15 protein-coding genes are annotated in these 20,524 nt (G+C 63.7%); 6 read left to right on the forward strand and 9 right to left on the reverse strand.

Features of this window, described 5'->3' with window-relative positions; all coding sequences use genetic code 11:
* Window positions 1-115: 115 nt before the first annotated feature.
* The 3 genes from ACSMEV_RS01005 to ACSMEV_RS01015 all read right to left on the reverse strand — a co-directional run bounded on the left by ACSMEV_RS01005 (window position 116) and on the right by ACSMEV_RS01015 (window position 3,762).
* Window positions 116-1,024 (reverse strand): glycosyltransferase family 2 protein, encoded by a 909-nt coding sequence (locus ACSMEV_RS01005; RefSeq protein WP_459208272.1) that lies wholly within the window; start codon window positions 1,022-1,024, stop codon window positions 116-118.
* Window positions 1,011-2,765: a carbamoyltransferase family protein gene (locus ACSMEV_RS01010; RefSeq protein WP_459206890.1), complete on the reverse strand. Its 1,755-nt coding sequence runs from the start codon at window positions 2,763-2,765 to the stop codon at window positions 1,011-1,013. The genes ACSMEV_RS01005 and ACSMEV_RS01010 overlap by 14 nt, the downstream gene beginning before the upstream one ends.
* 160 nt (window positions 2,766-2,925) lie before the next feature.
* The gene (locus tag ACSMEV_RS01015; RefSeq protein ID WP_459206891.1) at window positions 2,926-3,762 is read right to left on the reverse strand and encodes a 23S rRNA (adenine(2030)-N(6))-methyltransferase RlmJ; all 837 of its coding nucleotides are present in this window, start codon (window positions 3,760-3,762) and stop codon (window positions 2,926-2,928) included.
* 169 nt (window positions 3,763-3,931) lie between these two features.
* Between ACSMEV_RS01015 and ACSMEV_RS01020 the strand changes: the two genes are divergently transcribed.
* Window positions 3,932-4,192 carry a hypothetical protein gene (locus ACSMEV_RS01020; protein ID WP_459206892.1) on the forward strand — a complete coding sequence of 87 codons (261 nt, stop codon included), beginning with the start codon at window positions 3,932-3,934 and terminating at the stop codon, window positions 4,190-4,192.
* Window positions 4,193-4,275: 83 nt separating this feature from the next.
* On the opposite strand, the gene putP is transcribed toward ACSMEV_RS01020, so the two are convergent.
* Window positions 4,276-5,754 (reverse strand): sodium/proline symporter PutP, encoded by a 1,479-nt coding sequence (putP, locus tag ACSMEV_RS01025; protein WP_459206893.1) that lies wholly within the window; start codon window positions 5,752-5,754, stop codon window positions 4,276-4,278.
* 356 nt (window positions 5,755-6,110) lie between these two features.
* Between putP and putA the strand changes: the two genes are divergently transcribed.
* The gene (gene putA / locus ACSMEV_RS01030) at window positions 6,111-10,061 is read left to right on the forward strand and encodes a trifunctional transcriptional regulator/proline dehydrogenase/L-glutamate gamma-semialdehyde dehydrogenase (RefSeq protein ID WP_459206894.1); all 3,951 of its coding nucleotides are present in this window, start codon (window positions 6,111-6,113) and stop codon (window positions 10,059-10,061) included.
* Between the two features lie 139 nt (window positions 10,062-10,200).
* Here putA and ACSMEV_RS01035 read toward each other — a convergent pair whose 3' ends face one another.
* From ACSMEV_RS01035 to ACSMEV_RS01045, 3 genes are all read right to left on the reverse strand, one after another.
* Window positions 10,201-10,722, reverse strand: coding sequence for a hypothetical protein (locus tag ACSMEV_RS01035; protein WP_459206895.1), 522 nt, complete (start codon window positions 10,720-10,722; stop codon window positions 10,201-10,203).
* Window positions 10,723-11,964 (reverse strand): AAA family ATPase, encoded by a 1,242-nt coding sequence (locus tag ACSMEV_RS01040; protein ID WP_459206896.1) that lies wholly within the window; start codon window positions 11,962-11,964, stop codon window positions 10,723-10,725.
* A 134-nt stretch (window positions 11,965-12,098) separates the two neighbouring features.
* The gene (locus ACSMEV_RS01045) at window positions 12,099-12,371 is read right to left on the reverse strand and encodes a DUF3077 domain-containing protein (protein WP_459206897.1); all 273 of its coding nucleotides are present in this window, start codon (window positions 12,369-12,371) and stop codon (window positions 12,099-12,101) included.
* A 793-nt stretch (window positions 12,372-13,164) separates the two neighbouring features.
* On the opposite strand from ACSMEV_RS01045, the gene mdtD reads away from it, so the two are divergent.
* The 4 genes from mdtD (at window position 13,165) to yccS (ending at window position 19,710) form a co-directional block, all read left to right on the forward strand.
* On the forward strand, window positions 13,165-14,592 hold the full coding sequence (gene mdtD / locus ACSMEV_RS01050) for a multidrug transporter subunit MdtD (RefSeq protein ID WP_459206898.1): 1,428 nt from the start codon (window positions 13,165-13,167) through the stop codon (window positions 14,590-14,592).
* A 63-nt stretch (window positions 14,593-14,655) separates the two neighbouring features.
* On the forward strand, window positions 14,656-16,041 hold the full coding sequence (gene dbpA, locus ACSMEV_RS01055) for an ATP-dependent RNA helicase DbpA (protein WP_459206899.1): 1,386 nt from the start codon (window positions 14,656-14,658) through the stop codon (window positions 16,039-16,041).
* 22 nt (window positions 16,042-16,063) lie between these two features.
* Complete coding sequence (locus tag ACSMEV_RS01060) at window positions 16,064-17,245, forward strand: BaiN/RdsA family NAD(P)/FAD-dependent oxidoreductase (protein ID WP_459206900.1); 1,182 nt, start codon at window positions 16,064-16,066, stop codon at window positions 17,243-17,245.
* Window positions 17,246-17,511: 266 nt separating this feature from the next.
* Entirely contained in the window at window positions 17,512-19,710 is a 2,199-nt protein-coding gene (yccS, locus tag ACSMEV_RS01065) for a YccS family putative transporter (RefSeq protein ID WP_459206901.1), read from the forward strand.
* Here yccS and ACSMEV_RS01070 read toward each other — a convergent pair.
* A complete protein-coding gene (locus tag ACSMEV_RS01070; RefSeq protein ID WP_459206902.1) occupies window positions 19,701-19,997 on the reverse strand; it encodes a winged helix-turn-helix domain-containing protein in 297 nt (98 codons plus the stop codon). The two genes, yccS and ACSMEV_RS01070, sit on opposite strands and share 10 nt — an antisense overlap.
* Before the next feature lie 12 nt (window positions 19,998-20,009).
* Window positions 20,010-20,510, reverse strand: coding sequence for a M48 metallopeptidase family protein (locus tag ACSMEV_RS01075; RefSeq protein WP_459206903.1), 501 nt, complete (start codon window positions 20,508-20,510; stop codon window positions 20,010-20,012).
* Window positions 20,511-20,524: the final 14 nt, after the last annotated feature.

Consider the following 20,524-nt stretch of genomic DNA (forward strand, 5'->3'; position numbering starts at 1 on the left):
AGAGCGCATGGTCGAGCCTTGGAATATGAATGCCGCGGGGTTGGGCACTACCGTCGACAGTAAGTGCCCAGCGGCGTTGAAAAAGCCTGCGCGCTCGCATCACCCCTGCCGATCGTCACTTGAACAGGCATCGGAGGGCTTTGCGTGTATATGACCAGCGCCTGAGCGCCGAGGGGTCGTAACGCAGGGCCTGCAAGTAGAGGCGCCTGGCGCGCGCGTAGTCGCCGGCGCTGTAGCAATCGCGAAACAGCGAGAGGCAACGCTGGGTCAGGAATGCCCGACGCAGGCTGTGTAGCGATGGGGGCAGGCGTGCGGGGGAGAACACCTCGTCGACCATTTCGATGCCAGCTGCCAGGCTCTGTTTGAGGTCGTGCCGCATGCTGTCGCGGTGCTTGTAGATCAAGGCCAGGGGACGGTCGATGATCGTGCACTCGAAACGTGCCAACACCTGAGCGAACACCGGAATGTCCTCGACGTTGCGCAGGTGTTCCGGATAGGTGCCCGGCGCAAAGACGTCGCGGTGCATGGCACAGGCCCCGTTGGACAACGAAATACTCTTGTCTATCAGGTAGCCGCGAACACGCGCATAAGGCGAAGCCGGCAAGGGCCGGACGGTGTGCAGCGTGCGCGCCCCGTTTTCAAAAATCGACCAGTGCCCTCCGATGACCATACGCGTGGAGGGTTGGGCCTTGATGTGCAGGCACAATGCATCCAGCGCACCGGGCGCCAGCTCGTCGTCGGCATCGAGAAAGATCAGGTACTGCCCGCGCGCCTGGGCAATGCCCAGGTTGCGCACCGAGGACAAGCCGCCATTGACCTTGCGCACGATGCGAAAACGCCCGGGATGCTGCACCGACAGTTGGTGCAGCACCTCGGGCGTGTCGTCAGTGGAACCGTCGTCGATGACCGTCAGGTCACAGTCGACGTTCAGCTGCGCCAGGACGGAGGCGATCGCCCTGGGCAAGACCTTGGCGTAGTTGTACGCAGGAATAACGACGCTGATCAGCACGTTAGTCTTCTGCATATCCATTGGCGCCCTCTTTGACCACCAGAATGTCTTCCATGATCAGGTACTGCAGATCAGAACCATAGAACATGTTCAGCGCATCGGTGGGCGAGCAGATCATCGGTTCGCCACGGCGGTTGAGCGAAGTGTTCAGCGACACGCCGTTGCCGGTCAGGTCTTCCAGAGCCTTCATCATGTCGTAGTAGCGTGGGTTGTATTCACGCTTGAGCACCTGGGCACGGGAAGTGCCGTCTTCGTGCACCACTTCCGGCACGCGGGTCTTCCACTCTTCGGCGACTTCGAAGGTGAAGGTCATGAACGGCGCGGGATGGTCGATCTTGATCATCTGCGGAGCGACGGTGTCGAGCATCGAGGGGCAGAAGGGTCTCCAGCGTTCGCGGAACTTGATCTGCTCGTTGATGCGGTTGGCCACGTCCGGCACGCTCGGGCAGCCGACGATGGAGCGGCCGCCCAAGGCCCGTGGGCCGAACTCCATGCGCCCCTGGAACCAGGCCACCGGGTTGCCGTCGACCATGATCTTGGCGATGCGTTGGGGCATGTCGTCGATCTTGCGCCACTTCGGCGCGCTCGGGTGGCGTGCGCAGGCGGCGATGACGTCTTCGTTGGAGTACGCAGGGCCGAGGTAGACGTGTTCCATCTTCTCTACCGGCACGCCGCGGGCATGCGATACGTAGGCGGCGGCGCCCACCGCGGTGCCGGCATCGCCGGACGCGGGCTGAACGAACAGTTCCTTGACGTCCGGCCGGGCGATGATCTTCTGATTCAGCTTGACGTTCAGCGCGCAACCGCCGGCAAAAGCCAGCTTGCCGGTTTCGCGCAGGGTGTCGCCCAGATAGTGGTCGATCATCTGCAACGCCAGCTTCTCGAACAACGCCTGCATGCTGGCGGCATAGTGGATGTACGGCTCGTCGGCGATGTCGCCTTCGCGCTTGGGGCCCAGCCATTCGATCAGCTTGGGCGAGAAGTAGAAACCCTTACCCTTCTCTTTATGGCGGCGCAGGCCGATGACGTTGGCGTACTCGGTGTTGATCACCAGTTCGCCGTTTTCGAAGCTGGCCAGGCGCGAGAAGTCGTATTTGCTGGCATCGCCGTAAGGCGCCATGCCCATGACCTTGAACTCGCCGTCGAGCATTTCGAAGCCCAGAAACTCGGTGATCGCGCCATACAGGCCGCCCAGCGAATCGGGGTCGAAGAATTCCTTGATCTTGTGGATCTTGCCGTTTTCGCCGTAGCCAAAGAAGGTGGTGGCGTATTCACCCTTGCCGTCGATGCCGAGGATCGCGGTCTTCTCCTTGAAGCCCGAGCAGTGGTAGGCGCTGGACGCGTGTGCCAAGTGGTGCTCGACCGGCTCGATCTTGATCTTCTTCGGATCGAAACCCAGTTGCTCCAGGCACCAGACGATCTTCTTGCGGTAGCGCTTGTAGCGGCGGTTGCCCATGAGCAGGGCATCCAGCGCGCGATCCGGGGCGTACCAGTAGCGCTTGGCGTAGTGCCAGCGAGCCTTGCCGAACAGGCTGATGGGGGCGAAGGGAATGGCCACCACATCGACGTCGGACGGCTTGATGCCGGCTTGCTCCAGACAGAACTTCGCCGACTCGTAGGGCATGCGGTTCTTCGCATGCTTGTCACGCACGAAGCGCTCTTCTTCGGCAGCGGCGACCAACTTGCCATCGATGTACAACGCTGCGGAAGGGTCATGGCTAAGGGCGCCGGACAGGCCAAGAATCGTCAGTGCCAAGGGACTCGCCTCTTCAATCGGTAAAAAGTGCGCCACGGGCGGCAATGGCCGGCGGCGGCTAAAGCGCGGGATTATAACGCAAACAATGGGGGCTGGCCCTAGCGGCGGTATCTATGTAGCGCCTTGTCAGAAAGGCATAGAGACGCCGCGCGGGCCGGGATCATTCGGCGATCAGCCAGTCCATGCGCCAGCTGCCGGCGGTCTGCTTGAGCTCTTGCGCCAGCCACGGCAACAGCTCGCGCAGCTCCTCCTCCAGGCCCCAAGGCGGGTTGGCGATGGCCAGGCCCGAGCCGTTCAGGCCCTGCGGGCTGTCCTGGTGGTGCACGTACAGTTCGACGCGCAACAGTTTCGGCGCACCGGTGCTGGTGAGGTCTTGATAGAAGCGGGTGAGCGCGCGCTGGTCCTTGATCGGGTACCAGATGGCTGCCACGGTCTGGCGCATGCGCGCGATGGCTTCCTTCATGGCCAAGGTGCAGCGCTTGAGCTCGTCGGCCTGCTCGAAGGGCGGGTCGATGAGCATGATGGCGCGCTTTTCCTGCACGGGCAGCAAGGCCCGCGGTACGTGCCAGCCTTCGCCCAGATGCACGACCACGCGCGGGTCCTTCTTCATGTTGTCCTTGAGCAACGGCCCGTCTTCGGGGTGTTTCTCGTTGAGCAAGGCGCGGTCCTGCTGGCGCATCAATCGGCGGGCCAACTCGGGGGAGCCTGGGTAGTAGCGCAGCTCGCCCTCGGGGTTGAGGCGCTTGATCACGCGCAGGTAATCGGCCGCGACCTCGGGCAGGTCGTTGCGTCCCCACAGACGTGCGACCCCTTCGAGGTACTCGCCGGTGCGGCTGGCCTGATCGCCGTGCAGGTCGTACAGGCCGAGGCCAGCATGCGTGTCGAGGTAGGCGAACGGCTGCTCCTTGCGCGACATCAGGGCGATGAGGCGGGTAAGCACGATGTGTTTGAAGACGTCGGCGTGGTTGCCGGCGTGGAAGGCGTGACGATAGTTCATGGCGACTCCTGCGAAGGCGGCAAGTCTACCGCTTCGCGTCGGTGGCGTCAGGCCTGGCGAGCACTGGAGGGACGAGCAGACGGTTGCCTGCTGCCAAGGTAGGCGTTCCACATTTCAAGGGAGGTTTGGACCAAGCATAGTCACGCCTCCATTGATTAGGAGTACCGCTATGAAAGCCACGATCGACTTCGACGTTCTCTCCGGTGTACCCACCCTCCACGGCGCACTGGGCGTTCCGAACGCACCCTACACAGCGCAACTGCAACTCGAACGCCCAGACGGGAAGACCGATACCTTGGTGGTGCCTTCGACCGACAGCGACGCGTGGCAAGTCACCCTCGAGCGCTATGCACCCGGCTCGTATTCCGCCGTCATACAACCTCGAGAAGACGGCAAATTCGAGGCCAGTCGCCGACCTTTCACGCTGTGAAACGACTACGGGCGACGCCGGCTAGCTTTCAGCCGGTGTCGCCCGCACGTGTGCCCGGCCTGCGGCCAGGCACCTGCATCACATCATTTACCGCTGTGGTACGCCGCATCGGCCGCTTCGAAGCGCGACAGCATACCGCTCGACGGACGGCCCAGCTTGCTCACCACGACGATGGCGATGCTGGCCAGCAGGAAGCCTGGAATGATTTCGTACAGACCCCACGGATCGATCTGCTTCCAGACGATGACCGTGAGCGCACCGAGCACGATGCCGGCCAGGGCGCCATTACGGGTCATGCCTTTCCACACGACCGAGATCAGCACCACCGGACCGAACGCGGCACCGAAGCCGGCCCAGGCATAGGCCACCAGACCCAGCACGCGGTTTTCCGGATTCGCCGCCATGGCGATGGCGATCAGCGCCACGGCCAGTACCATCGCACGACCGACCCAGACCAGCTCACGCTGCGAAGCGCCTTTGCGCAGGAAGGCTTTGTAGAAGTCTTCGGTCAGCGCACTGGAGCACACCAGCAGCTGGCAGCTCAGGGTACTCATCACTGCGGCCAGGATCGCCGACAACAACACGCCCGCGATCCAGGGGTTGAAGAGGAGTTTCGCCAGCTCGATGAACACCCGCTCCGGGTTCTCGGTGACCGGGCCTGCGACCTCGGGGTGGGCCGAGAAGTAAGCGATGCCGAAGAAGCCCACGGCGCAGGTGCCGGCCAGGCACAGGATCATCCAGGTCATGGAGATGCGGCGGGCCTTGGCGATGGATTTCACCGAGTCGGCAGCCATGAAGCGCGCCAGGATATGTGGCTGGCCGAAGTAGCCCAGGCCCCAGCCCATCAGCGAGAGGATGCCGACGAAAGTGGCGCCCTTGAGCAGGTCGAAGTTCGCCGGGTTCTGCGCTTCGATGGCCAGGAAGGTGGTGTCGATACCTCCGGTGGAGAGCAGCACGATGATCGGCGTGAGGATCAGCGCGAAGATCATCAGCGAGGCTTGCACGGTGTCGGTCCAGCTCACCGCCAGGAAGCCGCCCAGGAAGGTGTAGGCGATGGTCGCCGCCGCACCGGCCCACAGCGCCGTTTCGTACGGCATGCCGAAGGTGCTTTCGAACAGCCGCGCGCCGGCGACGATGCCCGAGGCGCAATAGATGGTGAAGAACACCAGGATCACCACCGCCGAAATGATCCGCAGCAAGCCGCTACGGTCTTCGAAACGGCTGGAGAAGTAGTCAGGCAGGGTCAGGGCATCGCCGTTGTACTCGGTCTGCACCCGCAGACGGCCGGCGACGAACAGCCAGTTCAGGTAGGCGCCGACGGTCAGGCCGATGGCGATCCAGATTTCCGACAGGCCCGACATGTAGATCGCACCGGGCAAACCCATCAGCAGCCAGCCGCTCATGTCCGAGGCGCCTGCCGACAGTGCGGTGACCACACTGCCCAGGCTGCGACCGCCGAGGATGTAGTCGGAGAGGTTGTTGGTGGCGCGATAGGCAGCGAAGCCGATGAGTACCATCGCCGCGATATAGATCACGAACGTGATAGTGAGTGGATTGCTCATGTGGTGTCCTGGTGTTTGTTGTTATGGAAACAGCGAACCGTGATGGCACGGTTGCACCCAGGCCGCGAATCCTAGGTGACAACTCGAAGTGGGCGCAACCATTTTTCACTTGACAGTTGCACCTTCAGAATTTTCTGAAAATAAGCAACGGATTCCGCTCCATTTCCGTGCATTTTTCAGAACATGGGCCGCAAAACGACATGTTCGCGGCGTTTTTAGGCATGCCGCCGATCTGTCGGACGAACAGCACCCTCCGCCTCCGAAATTTCAGGTTGCACCCGGTTGCACCTCGCTTGACCTTGGCGCTAATCTTGCCGCCTGCACAAGCCACGCCGTGGCAATAATGAGGACAAGAAATGGCGACCACCACCCTCGGGGTCAAACTCGACGACCCTACCCGTGAACGACTCAAGAGCGCTGCGCAGTCCATCGACCGCACACCGCACTGGTTGATCAAACAGGCCATCTTCAATTACCTGGAGAAGCTCGAGGGTGGCGCCACCCTGCAAGATCTGAATGGCCATGCTGCCGCGATCGCCGAAGACATCGGTGAATTGCCTGTCGAACACAGCCACCAGTGCTTCCTGGAGTTCGCCGAAAGCATCCTGCCGCAATCGGTGCTGCGTTCGGCCATCACCGCCGCCTACCGCCGTCCCGAGCAGGAAATGGTGCCCATGCTGCTGGAGCAGGCTCGCCTGACCAGCACCCAGGCCGAGGCGACCAATAAAATGGCCGCCGGCATCGCCGAGAAACTGCGCAACCAGAAGAGCGCCAGCGGCCGTGCCGGCGTGGTGCAAGGTCTGCTGCAGGAGTTCTCGCTGTCGTCCCAGGAAGGCGTGGCATTGATGTGCCTGGCCGAAGCACTGCTGCGCATTCCCGACAAAGGCACCCGCGATGCCCTGATCCGCGACAAGATCAGCACCGGCAACTGGCAACCGCACCTGGGCAACAGCCCTTCGCTGTTCGTCAACGCCGCCACCTGGGGCTTGCTGCTGACCGGCAAGCTGGTCTCGACCCACAACGAATCGGGCCTGACCTCCTCGCTCACCCGCATCATCGGCAAGAGCGGCGAGCCGATGATCCGCAAGGGCGTCGACATGGCCATGCGCCTGATGGGCGAGCAGTTCGTCACCGGCGAGACCATCGGCGAGGCCCTGGCCAACGCCACACGCTTCGAGTCCAAAGGTTTCCGCTATTCCTACGACATGCTTGGCGAAGCCGCACTGACCGAGCATGACGCGCAGAAATACCTGGCCTCCTATGAGCAGGCCATCCACTCCATCGGCAAAGCGTCCAACGGTCGTGGCATCTATGAAGGCCCGGGCATCTCCATCAAGCTCTCGGCGCTGCACCCGCGCTACAGCCGCGCGCAGTACGAGCGCGTCATGGAAGAGCTGTACCCGCGCCTGCTGGGGCTGACCGCGCTGGCCAAGCAGTACGACATCGGCCTGAACATCGACGCCGAGGAAGCCGACCGCCTGGAGCTGTCCCTCGACCTGCTCGAGCGCCTGTGCTTCGAACCGCAACTGGCGGGCTGGAACGGCATCGGCTTCGTCATCCAGGCCTACCAGAAACGCTGCCCGTACGTGATCGACTACGTCATCGACCTGGCCAAGCGCAGCCGCCACCGCCTGATGATCCGTCTGGTCAAGGGCGCCTATTGGGACAGCGAGATCAAGCGCGCCCAGGTCGAGGGCCTGGAAGGCTACCCGGTCTACACACGCAAGGTGTACACCGACGTGTCCTTCGTCGCCTGCGCCCGCAAACTGCTGGCGGTACCGGAAGCGATCTATCCGCAGTTCGCCACCCACAACGCCCACACCCTGTCGGCCATCTACCAGATCGCCGGTCAGAACTACTATCCCGGCCAGTACGAGTTCCAATGCCTGCACGGCATGGGCGAGCCGCTGTACGAGCAAGTGGTGGGCAAGATCGCCGACGGCAAGCTCAACCGCCCTTGCCGCGTCTACGCGCCGGTCGGCACCCACGAAACGCTGCTGGCCTACCTGGTGCGCCGCCTGCTGGAGAACGGCGCCAACACCTCGTTCGTCAACCGCATCGCCGACCACTCGATCTCGATCCAGGAACTGGTCTCCGACCCGGTCGCCAGCATCGAGCGCATGGCTACCCAGGAAGGCAGCATCGGCCTGCCGCACCCGCGCATTCCGCAGCCGCGCGACCTGTACGGTAGCGAGCGGGCCAACTCGGCCGGCATCGACCTGGCCAACGAACACCGCTTGGCGTCGCTGTCCTGCGCGCTGCTGTCGACCGCGCATCATGACTGGCAAGCCGCACCCATGCTGGGCTGCGAGGCCAGCCAGGAAGCACCGGCCGACGTACTCAACCCGTCCGACCATCGCGATGTGGTCGGCAAGGTCCAGGAAGCCACGGTCGCCGACGTGGACAACGCCATCCAATGCGCGATCAACGCCGCACCGATCTGGCAGGCCACGCCTCCGGCCGAGCGCGCCGCGATCCTGGAACGCGCCGCCGACGCCATGGAAGCCGACATCCAGCCGCTGATGGGCCTGCTCGCCCGCGAAGCCGGCAAGACTTTCGCCAACGCTATCGCCGAAGTGCGCGAAGCCGTCGACTTCCTGCGCTACTACGCGCTGCAGGCGCGCACCGACCTGAGCAATGCCGACACCCGCCCGCTAGGCCCGGTGGTCTGCATCAGCCCTTGGAACTTCCCGTTGGCGATCTTCTCCGGCCAGGTCGCTGCGGCCCTGGCCGCCGGCAACCCGGTACTGGCCAAGCCTGCGGAGCAGACCCCGCTGGTCGCCGCACAGGCCGTGCGCCTGCTGCTCGAAGCCGGCATTCCCGAAGGTGTGCTGCAACTGCTGCCAGGCCGTGGCGAAACCGTCGGTGCCCGCCTGGTGGGCGACGAGCGGGTCAAGGGCGTGATGTTCACCGGTTCCACCGAAGTCGCCCGCCTGCTGCAACGCAACATCGCCGGGCGCCTGGACGCCCAGGGCCGGCCGATTCCGCTGATCGCCGAAACCGGCGGGCAGAATGCGATGATCGTCGACTCCTCCGCGCTCACCGAGCAGGTGGTGGTCGATGTGGTTTCTTCGGCCTTCGACAGCGCCGGCCAGCGTTGCTCGGCCCTGCGCGTACTGTGCCTGCAGGAGGACTGCGCGGACCGCGTGATCGACATGCTCAAAGGTGCCATGGCGCAGAGCCGCCTGGGCAACCCGGAGCGTCTGTCGGTGGACATCGGCCCGGTGATCGACGCCGAAGCCAAGGCCGGCATCGAGAAGCATATCCAGGGCATGCGCGAGAAAGGCCGTTCGGTTTACCAGGTGGCAATCGCCGATGCCGTAGAGTGCAAGCGCGGCACCTTCGTGATGCCGACGCTGATCGAGCTGGACAGCCTCGACGAACTGCAACGGGAAATCTTCGGCCCGGTGCTGCACGTAGTGCGCTACAACCGACGCAACCTCGATGCGCTGATCGAGCAGATCAACGCCTCCGGCTACGGCCTGACCCTGGGCGTGCACACCCGCATCGACGAAACCATCGCCAAGGTGGTGGACAACGTCCATGCCGGTAACCTGTACGTCAACCGCAACATCGTCGGTGCCGTGGTCGGCGTGCAGCCCTTCGGCGGCGAAGGCCTGTCGGGCACCGGGCCCAAGGCCGGCGGCCCGCTGTACCTGTACCGCCTGCTCTCCACCCGCCCGGCCGACGCCGTCGCTCGCCACTTCGAGCGTACCGACGTCACCGGCCAGGCCGACGACGCCCTGCGCCAGCAACTGCTCAAACCGCTGCACGCCCTCAAGGCGTGGGCAGCCAGCAACCAGCCGGAACTGGTGGAAGTCTGCGAGCAGTTCGCCCAGCAGTCGCAGAGCGGCGTGACCCGCCTGCTGCCCGGCCCGACCGGCGAGCGCAACAGCTACACCATCCTGCCGCGCGAGCACGTGCTGTGCCTGGCCGACAACGAACAGGACCTGCTCAGCCAACTGGCGGCAGTCCTGGCGGTGGGCAGCTCGGCCGTCTGGCTCGACAGCGAGCCGGGCAAGGCCCTGCGCGCCCGCCTGCCGAAGGACGTGCAAGGCAAGGTCAAGCTGGTGGCCGACTGGCACAAGGACGAAGTCGCCTTCGACGCCGTCCTGCACCACGGCGACAGCGACCAACTGCGCGCAGTCTGCGAACAGGTGGCCAAGCGTGGCGGTGCCATCGTCGGTGTGCACGGCTTGTCGTCGGGCGAGACGCAGATCGCGCTGGAGCGTCTGGTGATCGAGCGCGCGGTGAGCGTCAATACCGCGGCGGCCGGGGGCAATGCGAGTTTGATGACGATTGGTTGAAGCTGATCGGTGAACGAAAAGGAGCGCTTCGGCGCTCTTTTTTCGTTCAAGGCGAGAGGCGCTTTTTCACAGCCATGCGAGGCTGGCGGCTGCATGCTCTCAATAAGGTCGAGCAGGTAGCCGACCTTCGAGAACGCCTCTAGCGCACGTCAGGTGCGATTGCGCGAGCGGGTAGCACGAGAACGGTTGACTGTACGTCGATGCGAAAGCCATACAAACGAAAAAAACGCAGTTGCGTTTCTTGGTCGATACGCCTGAATGCACCGTTACGCCTATTGCAGGCAAAGGCTTTTTTGTGTCGGAAACTCTTTAAATCAACGGCATGGTGAGTGTGCAGCAGTTTGATAGTCGACTCCAACTGAGCCATCGCGTGTGGCAACCAGTGCGCGCGTTGATCCTTGAGTTCCACAAGGTATAGGACTCCGGGCGCGGTGAGCATGCCGTCGCAGCGCGGTGTATCTACCGCTTCACCGTCACGGAGTACACATTTGTCCACTGCGGTGAATGTCAATGCTCTCTGATTAGGGTTGCTGACCGTCGCAATCCATTTTGCAGGCGTTGACGTGTCTACGTACGCACAACTGGAAGACGCGTCATCACACAGCCCAAAGGTTTCAAGCTCGAAAGGACCGCTTTGGCAAGCCGCTTCGAAAAAATTCACTCAGATGGCCTCTTCGAGTTCCAGTAGACGATCAAACAGTGTGTTGCCTTCACATAGCCATTGATTGAGCACGTTGCGATCGGACGGTATGCCTTCGAATGAAGGCAAACGGCTGATCGATCCGCTTTGCTCGTTGCATTGGTAGATCACCACGTCTTCAGCGGCCAGCAAGACCTGCTCGGGAACGATCTGGTAGAGCATGGGCAGTAGGTCGTCGCGCTGGGCATCCATAAGCCTTTGCCGAAGCTGCTCACCTTGAATCGCCAAACTGAGGTAATTGACGATATAGGGGCTGTGAGTAGTCAGCATTAAAAGATTGCGCTCGCTCTGTGCGTTGAGGGCCAGCAAGCTTTGCAGCACTTCCCATTGTGAAGAGGGAAAGAGGTTTTGCTCCGGCTCTTCAACGATGTTGATGAACGCGGTTTTGTTGAAGCGCGATGACAAGACTGAAAGTGCAGCGCGTTTCTGCTCTTCAGTGAGGCTGTCGTTGGTGAACACGCTCTGTACACCTTTCTTGAACCGCTCGAGTTCATCGATGCTCATGGGTTGGCTCTGACGACGCTGCGTCTGCACGGTTTCGGCCAAGTACCGGCTCACCAGGTAGACCGGCACGAAAGATTGAAAGCCGCTGGAAGCATCAGTCAGCCGCAGCTTGTAGTCTGTGCCGCGCAGGTTGAGCACATCGTTGAGTTTGTCGTACTCGACTTCGCTCTGGTTGATCGGCAATTTGAGCGTACCGCGGAGATTGTCCTTGGCCTGATCGAAAGCCGTCAGAAACTCTTTGAGCGATTCGGACGACAGCTTCAACTCTCGCGGATTTCTGACGTAGGAAATGAAGTTGCGCTCGGCGGGTACATACATGACCTGGGGCAAGGCATAGCCCGCCGAGTCGGCGTCTGAAATGGTCAATTGCCCATTCGCGTAGCGAAGCGTGTGCGCCTTGCCTTCGTATTCCAGCACTGCCTGATCGCCATGACGGGTTTCGAGGTAGTGCTCGAGTCGGTGGTAGGACAAGAACTGGCTGCGGAAGCGGCCTTTGCGCTCGAACCACTTCTTGTCATAGTCGCCACGTACCAGCGCCTTCTCGATCCAGCAGAAGGTGGAAAAAAGTTTCGCCAAGGTGCTTTTGCCAGATCCTTGGTTCCCGATGAATACGGTGACTGGCTTGATCTCCATCCAGCCTTCGTCGTCGGACAGGCCGTGGCCGATCGGACCAAAGTGCTTGATGCGTAAGCGAGTCATTGCGAGTCTCCGGGTTTGGCAAGGCGGTCGCCGCTTCGCGACGTCATTCGGGTGCAAGCATTACCGAGGCTGGTGCGTGGGTCAATCGGGCACCATAAAGCGACGGCTCGTGGCGTAGCGACAGGCGGCAGGGCCTATAAAGGCGATGGCACTCCTTTCTCTGCATCGTCGAGCAGCGCTTTGGCGAGGGTGTTGAGGTAGTAAGCCGACCAGAGCCATTGGGGTTTGCTGTCCATGATGCCGCTGAGCATAAGGTCACAGACGCAGCCTAGTATTTCCGAGGCCTGTTCACGAGCGTGCTGACAAGGGATACCGGGTTCGATGCGGAATAAGGGTTGGCCTTGGGGCTCGCCTTGCAGGAAAGTGGTCTGGCCTGGGGTCACCGGAGTCGAATCAGCAGGGCTCATGGTCGCACCTCCAGGCTTTTTTGGGGGCAAGACTGAAGCGGGCACAGGCTAGCTGATAGGGCAAAATCAGATCAAGGATTTGCATGGTATAGGCTCTCAAAAAGGACCGCTCACCTTTGCTGTCAAACAAACGGGTGGCAGTTGTGCATGGGTTGACAGACCGGTGAGAGAGCCTAATTCCGGCGCACACGAGGTGCCCCACGCACAACCGCCATAAAACGGAGGGCATGCAGAACGCTCTCATGCAGCCTGTCAAAGCCGGTCGCAGGGTAATCCGCGACGCGCTGAGACTAGGGCTATGCCAGGAGCTCTGCAATGCTCTGAACGGCCGAAGAGTATGCTTGGGAAATGGACTACACGGAATAGGGAAAACCTGAACAGCCACAGCCAATTGACAGTGCCGCAGGACCTAAATGAGATGTTGAGCCTGACCGGTACAGCGAGCGCAGCATCGGCTCGGATCACTTGCCAGGGGCGCTGCTCAGGGCCTTGATCTTGGCGTTGTAACCTACTCGGTAACCAGGGCCGCGACTGCTTGGCAGGTGTCCCATGGACTGCGGCTACCAAGGGCTGGCAACTGCGCACAGCAGCAGGTGATACGACAAGCGCCCGCCACACCATGCAATCGCATATGTGGGCCGTCGCGAATAATCCCACGACAGCACGGCGTCATCGCGCGAATCGTATGGTCACAAGACTCTAGAAGTTACACCCCCGCTTCCTGAAGCCGTTCCCACTGCTACCCGAATCAAGACGAGGGTGCCGCCCCACCCGGACTGAACTCGAGGACCCCATGCCAGACCGCATCCAGCTCGACCCCACCACCGCCCGCTGGATCCCCTGGGTGATCGCCATCGCCTTCTTCATGCAGTCGCTCGACGGCACCATCCTCAACACCGCGCTGCCGTCCATGGCGCGCTCGTTGAACGAAGACCCGCTGCGCATGCAGGGCGTGATCATCGCCTACATGCTCACCGTGGCCCTGCTGATTCCGGCTTCGGGCTGGATCGCCGACCGCTTCGGCACCAAACGCATCTTCTTCAGCGCCATCTTGTTGTTCAGTGTCGGCTCCCTGCTGTGCGCCATCTCCAACACCTTGCCGATGCTGGTCGGCGCGCGGGTGGTGCAGGGCTTGGGCGGTGCGCTGATGCTGCCGGTGGGGCGGCTGGTGGTCCTGCGCGCCTACCCGCGCTCGGAACTGGTACGGATCATGGGCTTCATCACCATTCCCGCCCTGCTCGGCCCGCTACTGGGGCCGACGGTGGGCGGCTGGCTGGTGGAAATCCTCAGCTGGCACTGGATCTTCCTGCTCAACCTGCCGGTCGGCGCGCTGGGTTGCTGGGCGGTGTGGAAGCTCATTCCCGACCTGCGCGGCAGCGAGCGCACCACTTTCGACGGGCCGGGTTTCCTGCTCTTCGGCGCGGCGATGGTGCTGATCACCATCGCCATGGAAGGCTTGGGCGAGCTGCACCTGCCGCACCTGCGGGTAATGCTGCTGCTGTTCGCCGGACTGGCGTGTCTGGCCGCCTACTGGCTGCGCGCCGGGCGTGACCCGGAGCCGCTGTTCTCGCCAAGCCTGTTCCGCGTGCGCACCTTCGGCATCGGCATCCTGGGCAACTTGTTCGCGCGGTTGGGCAGTGGCGCCTTGCCGTTCCTGGTGCCTTTGCTGTTGCAAGTGGCCTTGGGCTACTCGCCCGTGGAGGCCGGCATGAGCATGATTCCGCTGGCCGCAGCCGCCATGATCGCCAAGAGCGTGGCGCGGCCGTTGATAGAACGTCTGGGCTACCGTGTCGTCCTGACCGGCAACACCCTGCTGCTGGGCATCGGCCTCGCCAGCCTGGCGCTGGTCGATGCCGAAACGCCCTACCCGCTGCTGCTGGCGCACCTGGGAGTGCTGGGCGCGATCAACTCGTTGCAGTTCACGGCCATGAACACGGTGACGTTGATCGACCTGGACGATGCCAGCGCCAGCAGCGGCAACAGCCTGCTGTCGGTGGTGGCGCAACTGTCGCTGAGCCTGGGCGTGGCCTGTGCCGGCGCGTTGCTCGGCGGTTTCACGGCAGCCGGCAGCGGTGATGCGGTGGAAACCACGCTGGAGGCTTTCCAGCTGACCTTCGTGACCATCGGTGTGATGGCCATGCTGGCCGCCGCGATCTTCCTGCAGTTGTCGCCTACGGACGGACGGCGTGCACGGCGTCCGGAACAGGACATCGAGGCTTAGGCGCCAGGCATCGGGGCTGGTAGACTGTGCGACTTTTTTCGCTTCGCACCGCAGGCCCGCCCCGTGACCACCGACTCCACCGCTTTCGCCACACTGCCGCTGTCCACCGCCATGCTGGCCAACCTGGAGGCGCTGGGCTACACCGCCATGACGCCGATCCAGGCGCAGAGCCTGCCGGTGATCCTGCGCGGGCTCGACCTGATCGCCCAGGCCAAGACCGGTAGCGGCAAGACCGCCGCCTTCGGCATCGGCCTGCTCAACCCGATCAACCCGCGCTTCTTCGGCTGCCAGGCCCTGGTGCTGTGCCCGACCCGCGAGCTGGCCGACCAGGTGGCCAAAGAGCTGCGCCGACTGGCCCGCGCCGAAGACAACATCAAGATCCTGACCCTGTGCGGCGGCGTCTCGCTTGGCCCGCAGATCGCCTCGCTTGAGCACGGCGCGCACATCATCGTCGGTACGCCCGGGCGCATCCAGCAGCACTTGGACAAAGGCACCCTGGTGCTCAGCGGGCTCAACACTCTGGTGCTCGACGAAGCCGACCGTATGCTCGACATGGGCTTCTTCGACGCCATCGCAGCGATCATCGGCAAGACCCCAGCGCGCCGCCAGACCCTGCTGTTCTCGGCCACCTACCCGGCCGGCATCGAGCAACTGGCCGCCAACTTCATGCGCCAGCCGCAGCAGGTCAAAGTGCAGAGCCAGCACAGCGACACCCAGATCGAACAACGCTTCATCGAGATCGCCCCGGAGCAGCGCCTGGAGGCGCTGACCCGCGTGCTCGGCCACTACCGTCCGCAGTCGTGCGTGGCCTTCTGCTTCACCAAGCAGCAGTGCGAAGACGTGGTCGCCCACCTCACTGGCAAGGGCATCGTCGCCCAGGCGCTGCACGGCGACCTGGAGCAGCGCGACCGCGACCAGGTGCTGGCGATGTTCGCCAACCGCAGCATTTCGGTGCTGGTGGCCACCGATGTGGCCGCCCGCGGCCTGGACATCGACGGCCTGGACATGGTCGTCAACGTGGAGCTGGCGCGCGACGCCGAGATCCACGTGCACCGCGTCGGCCGTACCGGGCGCGCCGGTGAGAAAGGCCTGGCGATCAGCTTGGTGGCGCCCGCCGAAGGCCATCGCGCGCAGGCCATCGAAGCGCTGCAAGGCCATCCGCTGCGCTGGGAGCAGCTCGACAACCTCAAGCACAAGGGCGGCGAACCGCTGCTGCCGGTGATGAGCACGTTGTGCATCGCGGCCGGGCGCAAGGACAAGCTGCGCCCAGGCGACATCCTCGGGGCGCTGACCGGCGATGCCGGCATTCCCGGCACCCAGGTCGGCAAGATCGCCATCTTCGACTTCCAAGCCTTCGTGGCCGTGGAACGCGCCGTGGCCAAGCCGGCGATGCAGCGCCTCAACAGCGGCAAGATCAAGGGCCGTGCCCTGAAAGTGCGCATTCTGTAAGCGCGGCCAAAGGGTTTCCAACGTGACTACCACCGATGTGATCGTCCTCGGTGCCGGCGCCGCCGGCCTCATGTGCGCCCAGCTCGCCGCCCACCGTGGGCGCCGGGTGCTGGTGCTCGACCATGCCAACAAACCGGGCAAGAAGATCCTCATGTCCGGTGGCGGGCGCTGCAATTTCACCAACCTGTACACCGAGCCGAGCAACTTCCTCTCGCACAACGCGCACTTCTGCAAGTCGGCCCTGGCCCGCTACACCCAGTGGGATTTCATCGAGCTGGTGAGCAAGCATGGCGTGCCCTACCACGAGAAGAAGCTCGGCCAGCTGTTCTGCGACCACAAGGCCAGCGACATCCTCGACCTGCTGCTGGCCGAATGCGCCCAGGCCGGCGCCGAGCTGCGCATGCACACGCAGATCGAACGCATCGACAAGACCGACGGCGGCTACCGCCTGCAGACCAGCGCCGGCCCCTTCGCCTGCCAGTCGCTGGTGATCGCCACCGGCGGGCTGTCGATTCCTACCCTGGGCGCCACCGGCTTCGGCTACCAGGTAGCCAAGCAGTTCGGCCATGCACTGCTGCCCACCCGCGCCGGGCTGGTGCCGTTCACCATCACCGAGCCCCAACTCAAGGCACTGTGCACGGAATTGTCGGGCACCTCCCTGGACTGCACGGCCAGCTGCAACGGCGTGTCGTTCCGCGAGAACCTGCTGTTCACCCACCGCGGCCTGAGCGGCCCGGCGATGCTGCAGGTATCGTCGTTCTGGCAGGCGGGCGACACCTTGCAGATCGATCTGCTGCCCGATCGCGATGCCCTGGACTGGCTGCAGCAGGTCCAGCGCGAGCGCGGCAACAGCGAACTGAAAACTGTGCTCGGCGAAGTGTTCACCCGCAAGATGGCCACGTTGCTGGCCGAGCAGTGGTTCGAATCGCGTCCGCTCAAGCAGTACACCCCGGCGGAACTCGCGCAGATCGCCGAGCGGTTGAGCGCCTGGCAGCTGGTGCCGGCCGGCACCGAGGGCTATCGCACGGCCGAGGTCACCCTGGGCGGCGTGGACACCCGCGAGGTGTCGTCCAAGACCATGGAGTCGCTGAAGAGCCCGGGGCTGTATTTCATCGGCGAGGTGCTGGACGTCAGCGGCCACCTGGGCGGCTTCAACTTCCAGTGGGCCTGGGCCTCGGCCTACGCGGCGGCGCAGTTCGTCTAGGCGTCGGCCTGGGGTCCGAACCCCCTGTTCGATCGGACGAGCACGGGGCCGAGGGGCCGCACGATTGCGTCGGCGGGATGTCCATGTGCCAGCAGCCATCGTCCGATGGCTTCGGTTCGCATGCGTGCCGTATGGGCTCGGGCAACGCCACAGCCCATACGGGACGCGCCATGCGAGGGGTTCACTTGAGGTAAAGTAACCGCCTTCGGCAGCCGGGAACGGTTCTTGCTGAACGACACGTTTCCGATCACCGGCCCAGGTCCATCATGCCTTCGAGTTCATTGCGCCAATCCTTGCGTCGCCTGTGGGGCCAAGACAAGTTCAGCTACAGCGTGCGGGTCACCATCGCCCTGACCGGCAGCATGGCTTGGTGCTGGTACCAGAACGAGATGAGCCTGTTGATCCCGTTGTTCCTGGGCATCATCGCCAGCGCCCTGGCCGAGACCGACGACGGCTGGCGCGGGCGCCTGACGGCCCTGCTGGTGACTCTGGTGTGTTTCGCCATCGCCGCCCTTTCGGTGGAGCTGCTGTTCCCCTACCCCTGGCTGTTCGCCGTAGCCCTGGCGCTGTCGGCCTTTTCGCTGACCATGCTCGGCGCCTTGGGCGAGCGCTACGGCGCCATCGCCTCGGCGACCTTGATCCTGGCGGTGTACACCATGATCGCGGTCGACCAGCGCGGCGGCCAGCTCACCGACTTCTGGCACGAGCCGCTGCTGCTGGTGGCCGGCGCCACCTGGTACGGGCTGCTGTCGGTGCTGTGGCAGGCGCTGTTCTCCAACCAGCCGGTACAGCAGAGCCTGGCCAAGCTGTTCTTCGAACTGGGCAAGTACCTGAAGCTCAAGGCCAACCTGTTCGAGCCAGTACGCCACCTCGACCTGGAGGCGCGGCGCCTGGCGTTGGCGCAGCAGAACGGCAAGGTGGTGGCGGCGCTCAACGTAGCAAAGGAAATCATCCTGCACCGGGTCGGCAACACCCAGCCCAATTCCAAGGTCAGCCGCTACCTGAAGCTGTATTTCCTGGCCCAGGACATCCACGAGCGGGTCAGCGCCTCGCACTACCCCTACAACGCCCTGGCCGAGACCTTCTTCCACAGCGACGTGATGTTCCGCTGCCAGCGCCTGCTGCGCCAGCAAGGCTCGGCCTGCCAGCGCCTGGCCCATTCGATCCGTCTGCGCCAGCCGTTCGAATACGAAACCCATTTCGCTGAAACCCTGGAAGACCTGCACGCCTCGCTCGACTTCCTGCGCGCACAGAACAACCCGGCCTGGCGCGGTCTGCTGCGTTCGCTGCGCGCCCTGGCCGCCAACCTCGCCACCCTGGAGCGCCTGCTGGCGGCAGCGAGCAACCCCGAAGCCTTGGCCGATGCCACCGACAGCAGCCTGCTCGACCGTTCGCCACGCACGCTCAAGGACGTGTGGAAGCGCCTGCGCACTCAGATGACACCGACCTCGCTGCTGTTCCGCCATGCCCTGCGCATGCCCCTGGCGCTGTCGATCGGCTATGGCATGGTACACCTGATCCATCCCAGCCAGGGCTACTGGATCCTGCTGACCACACTGTTCGTCTGCCAACCCAACTACGGCGCCACCCGGCGCAAGCTGGTGCAGCGCATCTTCGGCACGGCCATCGGCCTGACCGTGGGCTGGGCGCTGTTCGATCTGTTCCCCAGCCCCATCGTGCAATCGATGTTCGCCGTGGTCGCAGGCGTGGTGTTCTTCGTCAACCGCACCACCCGCTACACCCTGGCCACGGCCGCCATCACGCTGATGGTGCTGTTCTGCTTCAACCAGATCGGCGACGGTTACGGCCTGTTCCTGCCACGCCTGTTCGACACCCTGGTGGGCAGCCTGATCGCCATCCTCGCGGTGTTCCTGTTCCTGCCCGACTGGCAGGGCCGGCGCCTGAACAAGGTCCTGGCCAACACCTTGACCTGCGCCAGCGCCTACCTGCGCCAGATCATGCAGCAGTACGCCCACGGCAAAAGCGACGACCTGGCCTACCGCCTGGCCCGGCGCAATGCCCACAATGCCGACGCGGCGCTGTCGACCACCCTGGCCAACATGCTCATGGAGCCGGGGCATTTCCGTAAGGAGGCCGATGTCGGCTTCCGCTTCCTGGTGCTGTCGCACACCTTGCTCAGCTACCTCTCGGGCCTGGGTGCGCACCGCGAAACGGCGCTGCCCGCCGAGGTGCACGAACAGTTGATCGACGGCGCCGGCCTGGCCCTGGCTAATAGCCTGGAAGAAATCGCCAGCGGCCTGGAGGCGCGCACCCCGGTGGCCATCCACAGCGATGCCGAGGACGCTCTGGCTAGCGCCCTGGAGCAGATGCCCGAAGAACTCGACGAACACCAGCGCTTGGTGCAGACGCAACTGGCACTGATCTGCCGCCAGCTGGGCCCGTTGCGCACCCTGGCCGGTCACCTGATCAAGCAGGTGGGACCTGCCGAGACCGCTCAGGGGTAGTCGAGCACCTTGCGCAAGGTCGGCAGGTGCGCGGCGATCCAGTTGCGGTCGATCGCGCCCCAGTCGCGGATGCGGTACTGCCCGGCATGGTTGCGCTCGCCTTCGGCCTGCTCGAACTCGCAGACGATGTCCAGGTCCGCCAAGGCGGCGATGGTGTCCTGCGCGGTGCGCCGCGGCATGCCCGTGGCTTCGACCAGCGCGGGTACGCTGGCGGCGGTCTGGCTGTCGATCAACCAGGCCACGTACAGCCGTCGATAAAAACTGCTCTTGGTCTTGCTTACCGGCATGCGGCTCGATCCTTACAGAGGCCCCGGCAGTTCCCGATAGGTCAGGTACACGCGCAGGTCGAATTCCAGTTGGTGATAGGCCGGCTCCATGTGCTCGCAGAGCTGGTAGAAGGCCTTGCTGTGGTCGCGCTCCTTCAAGTGCGCCAGCTCGTGGACCACGATCATGCGCAGAAATTGCGGCGCCGCCTCCTTGAACAGCGAAGCGATGCGGATTTCCTTCTTGGCCTTGAGCTTGCCGCCCTGCACCCGCGACACCGCGGTGTTCAGCCCCAGGGCGCGGTGGGTGAGGTCCAGGCGGTTGTCGAACAGCACCTTGTCCGGTGCCGGCGCGTTGCGCAGGTAGCGCTGCTTGAGGTCTTGCGCGTAGGCGTACAGCGCTTTGTCGTTGTTCACCGCATGGCGTTCGGCGTAGCGCTGTTCGAGATAGGCGCCCAGGCGATCTTTGGCGATCAGCTGACGCACCTGCTCTTGCAGGTGCGGCGGGTAGGCTTGCAGGTAGCGCAATACGGTCATGGCGGCTGTTCGGC

The organism is Pseudomonas sp. MLB6B, from assembly GCF_054508135.1.

Excerpts from the sequence above, each read along its gene's own strand:
- putP (WP_459206893.1), bottom strand. The coding sequence starts at position 5,754 with ATGAGCAATCCACTCACTATCACGTTCGTGATCTATATCGCGGCGATG.
- ACSMEV_RS01070 (WP_459206902.1), bottom strand. The coding sequence starts at position 19,997 with ATGCCGGTAAGCAAGACCAAGAGCAGTTTTTATCGACGGCTGTACGTG.
- mdtD (WP_459206898.1), top strand. The coding sequence starts at position 13,165 with ATGCCAGACCGCATCCAGCTCGACCCCACCACCGCCCGCTGGATCCCC.
- ACSMEV_RS01045 (WP_459206897.1), bottom strand. The coding sequence starts at position 12,371 with ATGAGCCCTGCTGATTCGACTCCGGTGACCCCAGGCCAGACCACTTTC.
- ACSMEV_RS01015 (WP_459206891.1), bottom strand. The coding sequence starts at position 3,762 with ATGAACTATCGTCACGCCTTCCACGCCGGCAACCACGCCGACGTCTTC.
- putA (WP_459206894.1), top strand. The coding sequence starts at position 6,111 with ATGGCGACCACCACCCTCGGGGTCAAACTCGACGACCCTACCCGTGAA.
- ACSMEV_RS01040 (WP_459206896.1), bottom strand. The coding sequence starts at position 11,964 with ATGACTCGCTTACGCATCAAGCACTTTGGTCCGATCGGCCACGGCCTG.
- ACSMEV_RS01005 (WP_459208272.1), bottom strand. The coding sequence starts at position 1,024 with ATGCAGAAGACTAACGTGCTGATCAGCGTCGTTATTCCTGCGTACAAC.
- ACSMEV_RS01075 (WP_459206903.1), bottom strand. The coding sequence starts at position 20,510 with ATGACCGTATTGCGCTACCTGCAAGCCTACCCGCCGCACCTGCAAGAG.
- yccS (WP_459206901.1), top strand. The coding sequence starts at position 17,512 with ATGCCTTCGAGTTCATTGCGCCAATCCTTGCGTCGCCTGTGGGGCCAA.
- ACSMEV_RS01020 (WP_459206892.1), top strand. The coding sequence starts at position 3,932 with ATGAAAGCCACGATCGACTTCGACGTTCTCTCCGGTGTACCCACCCTC.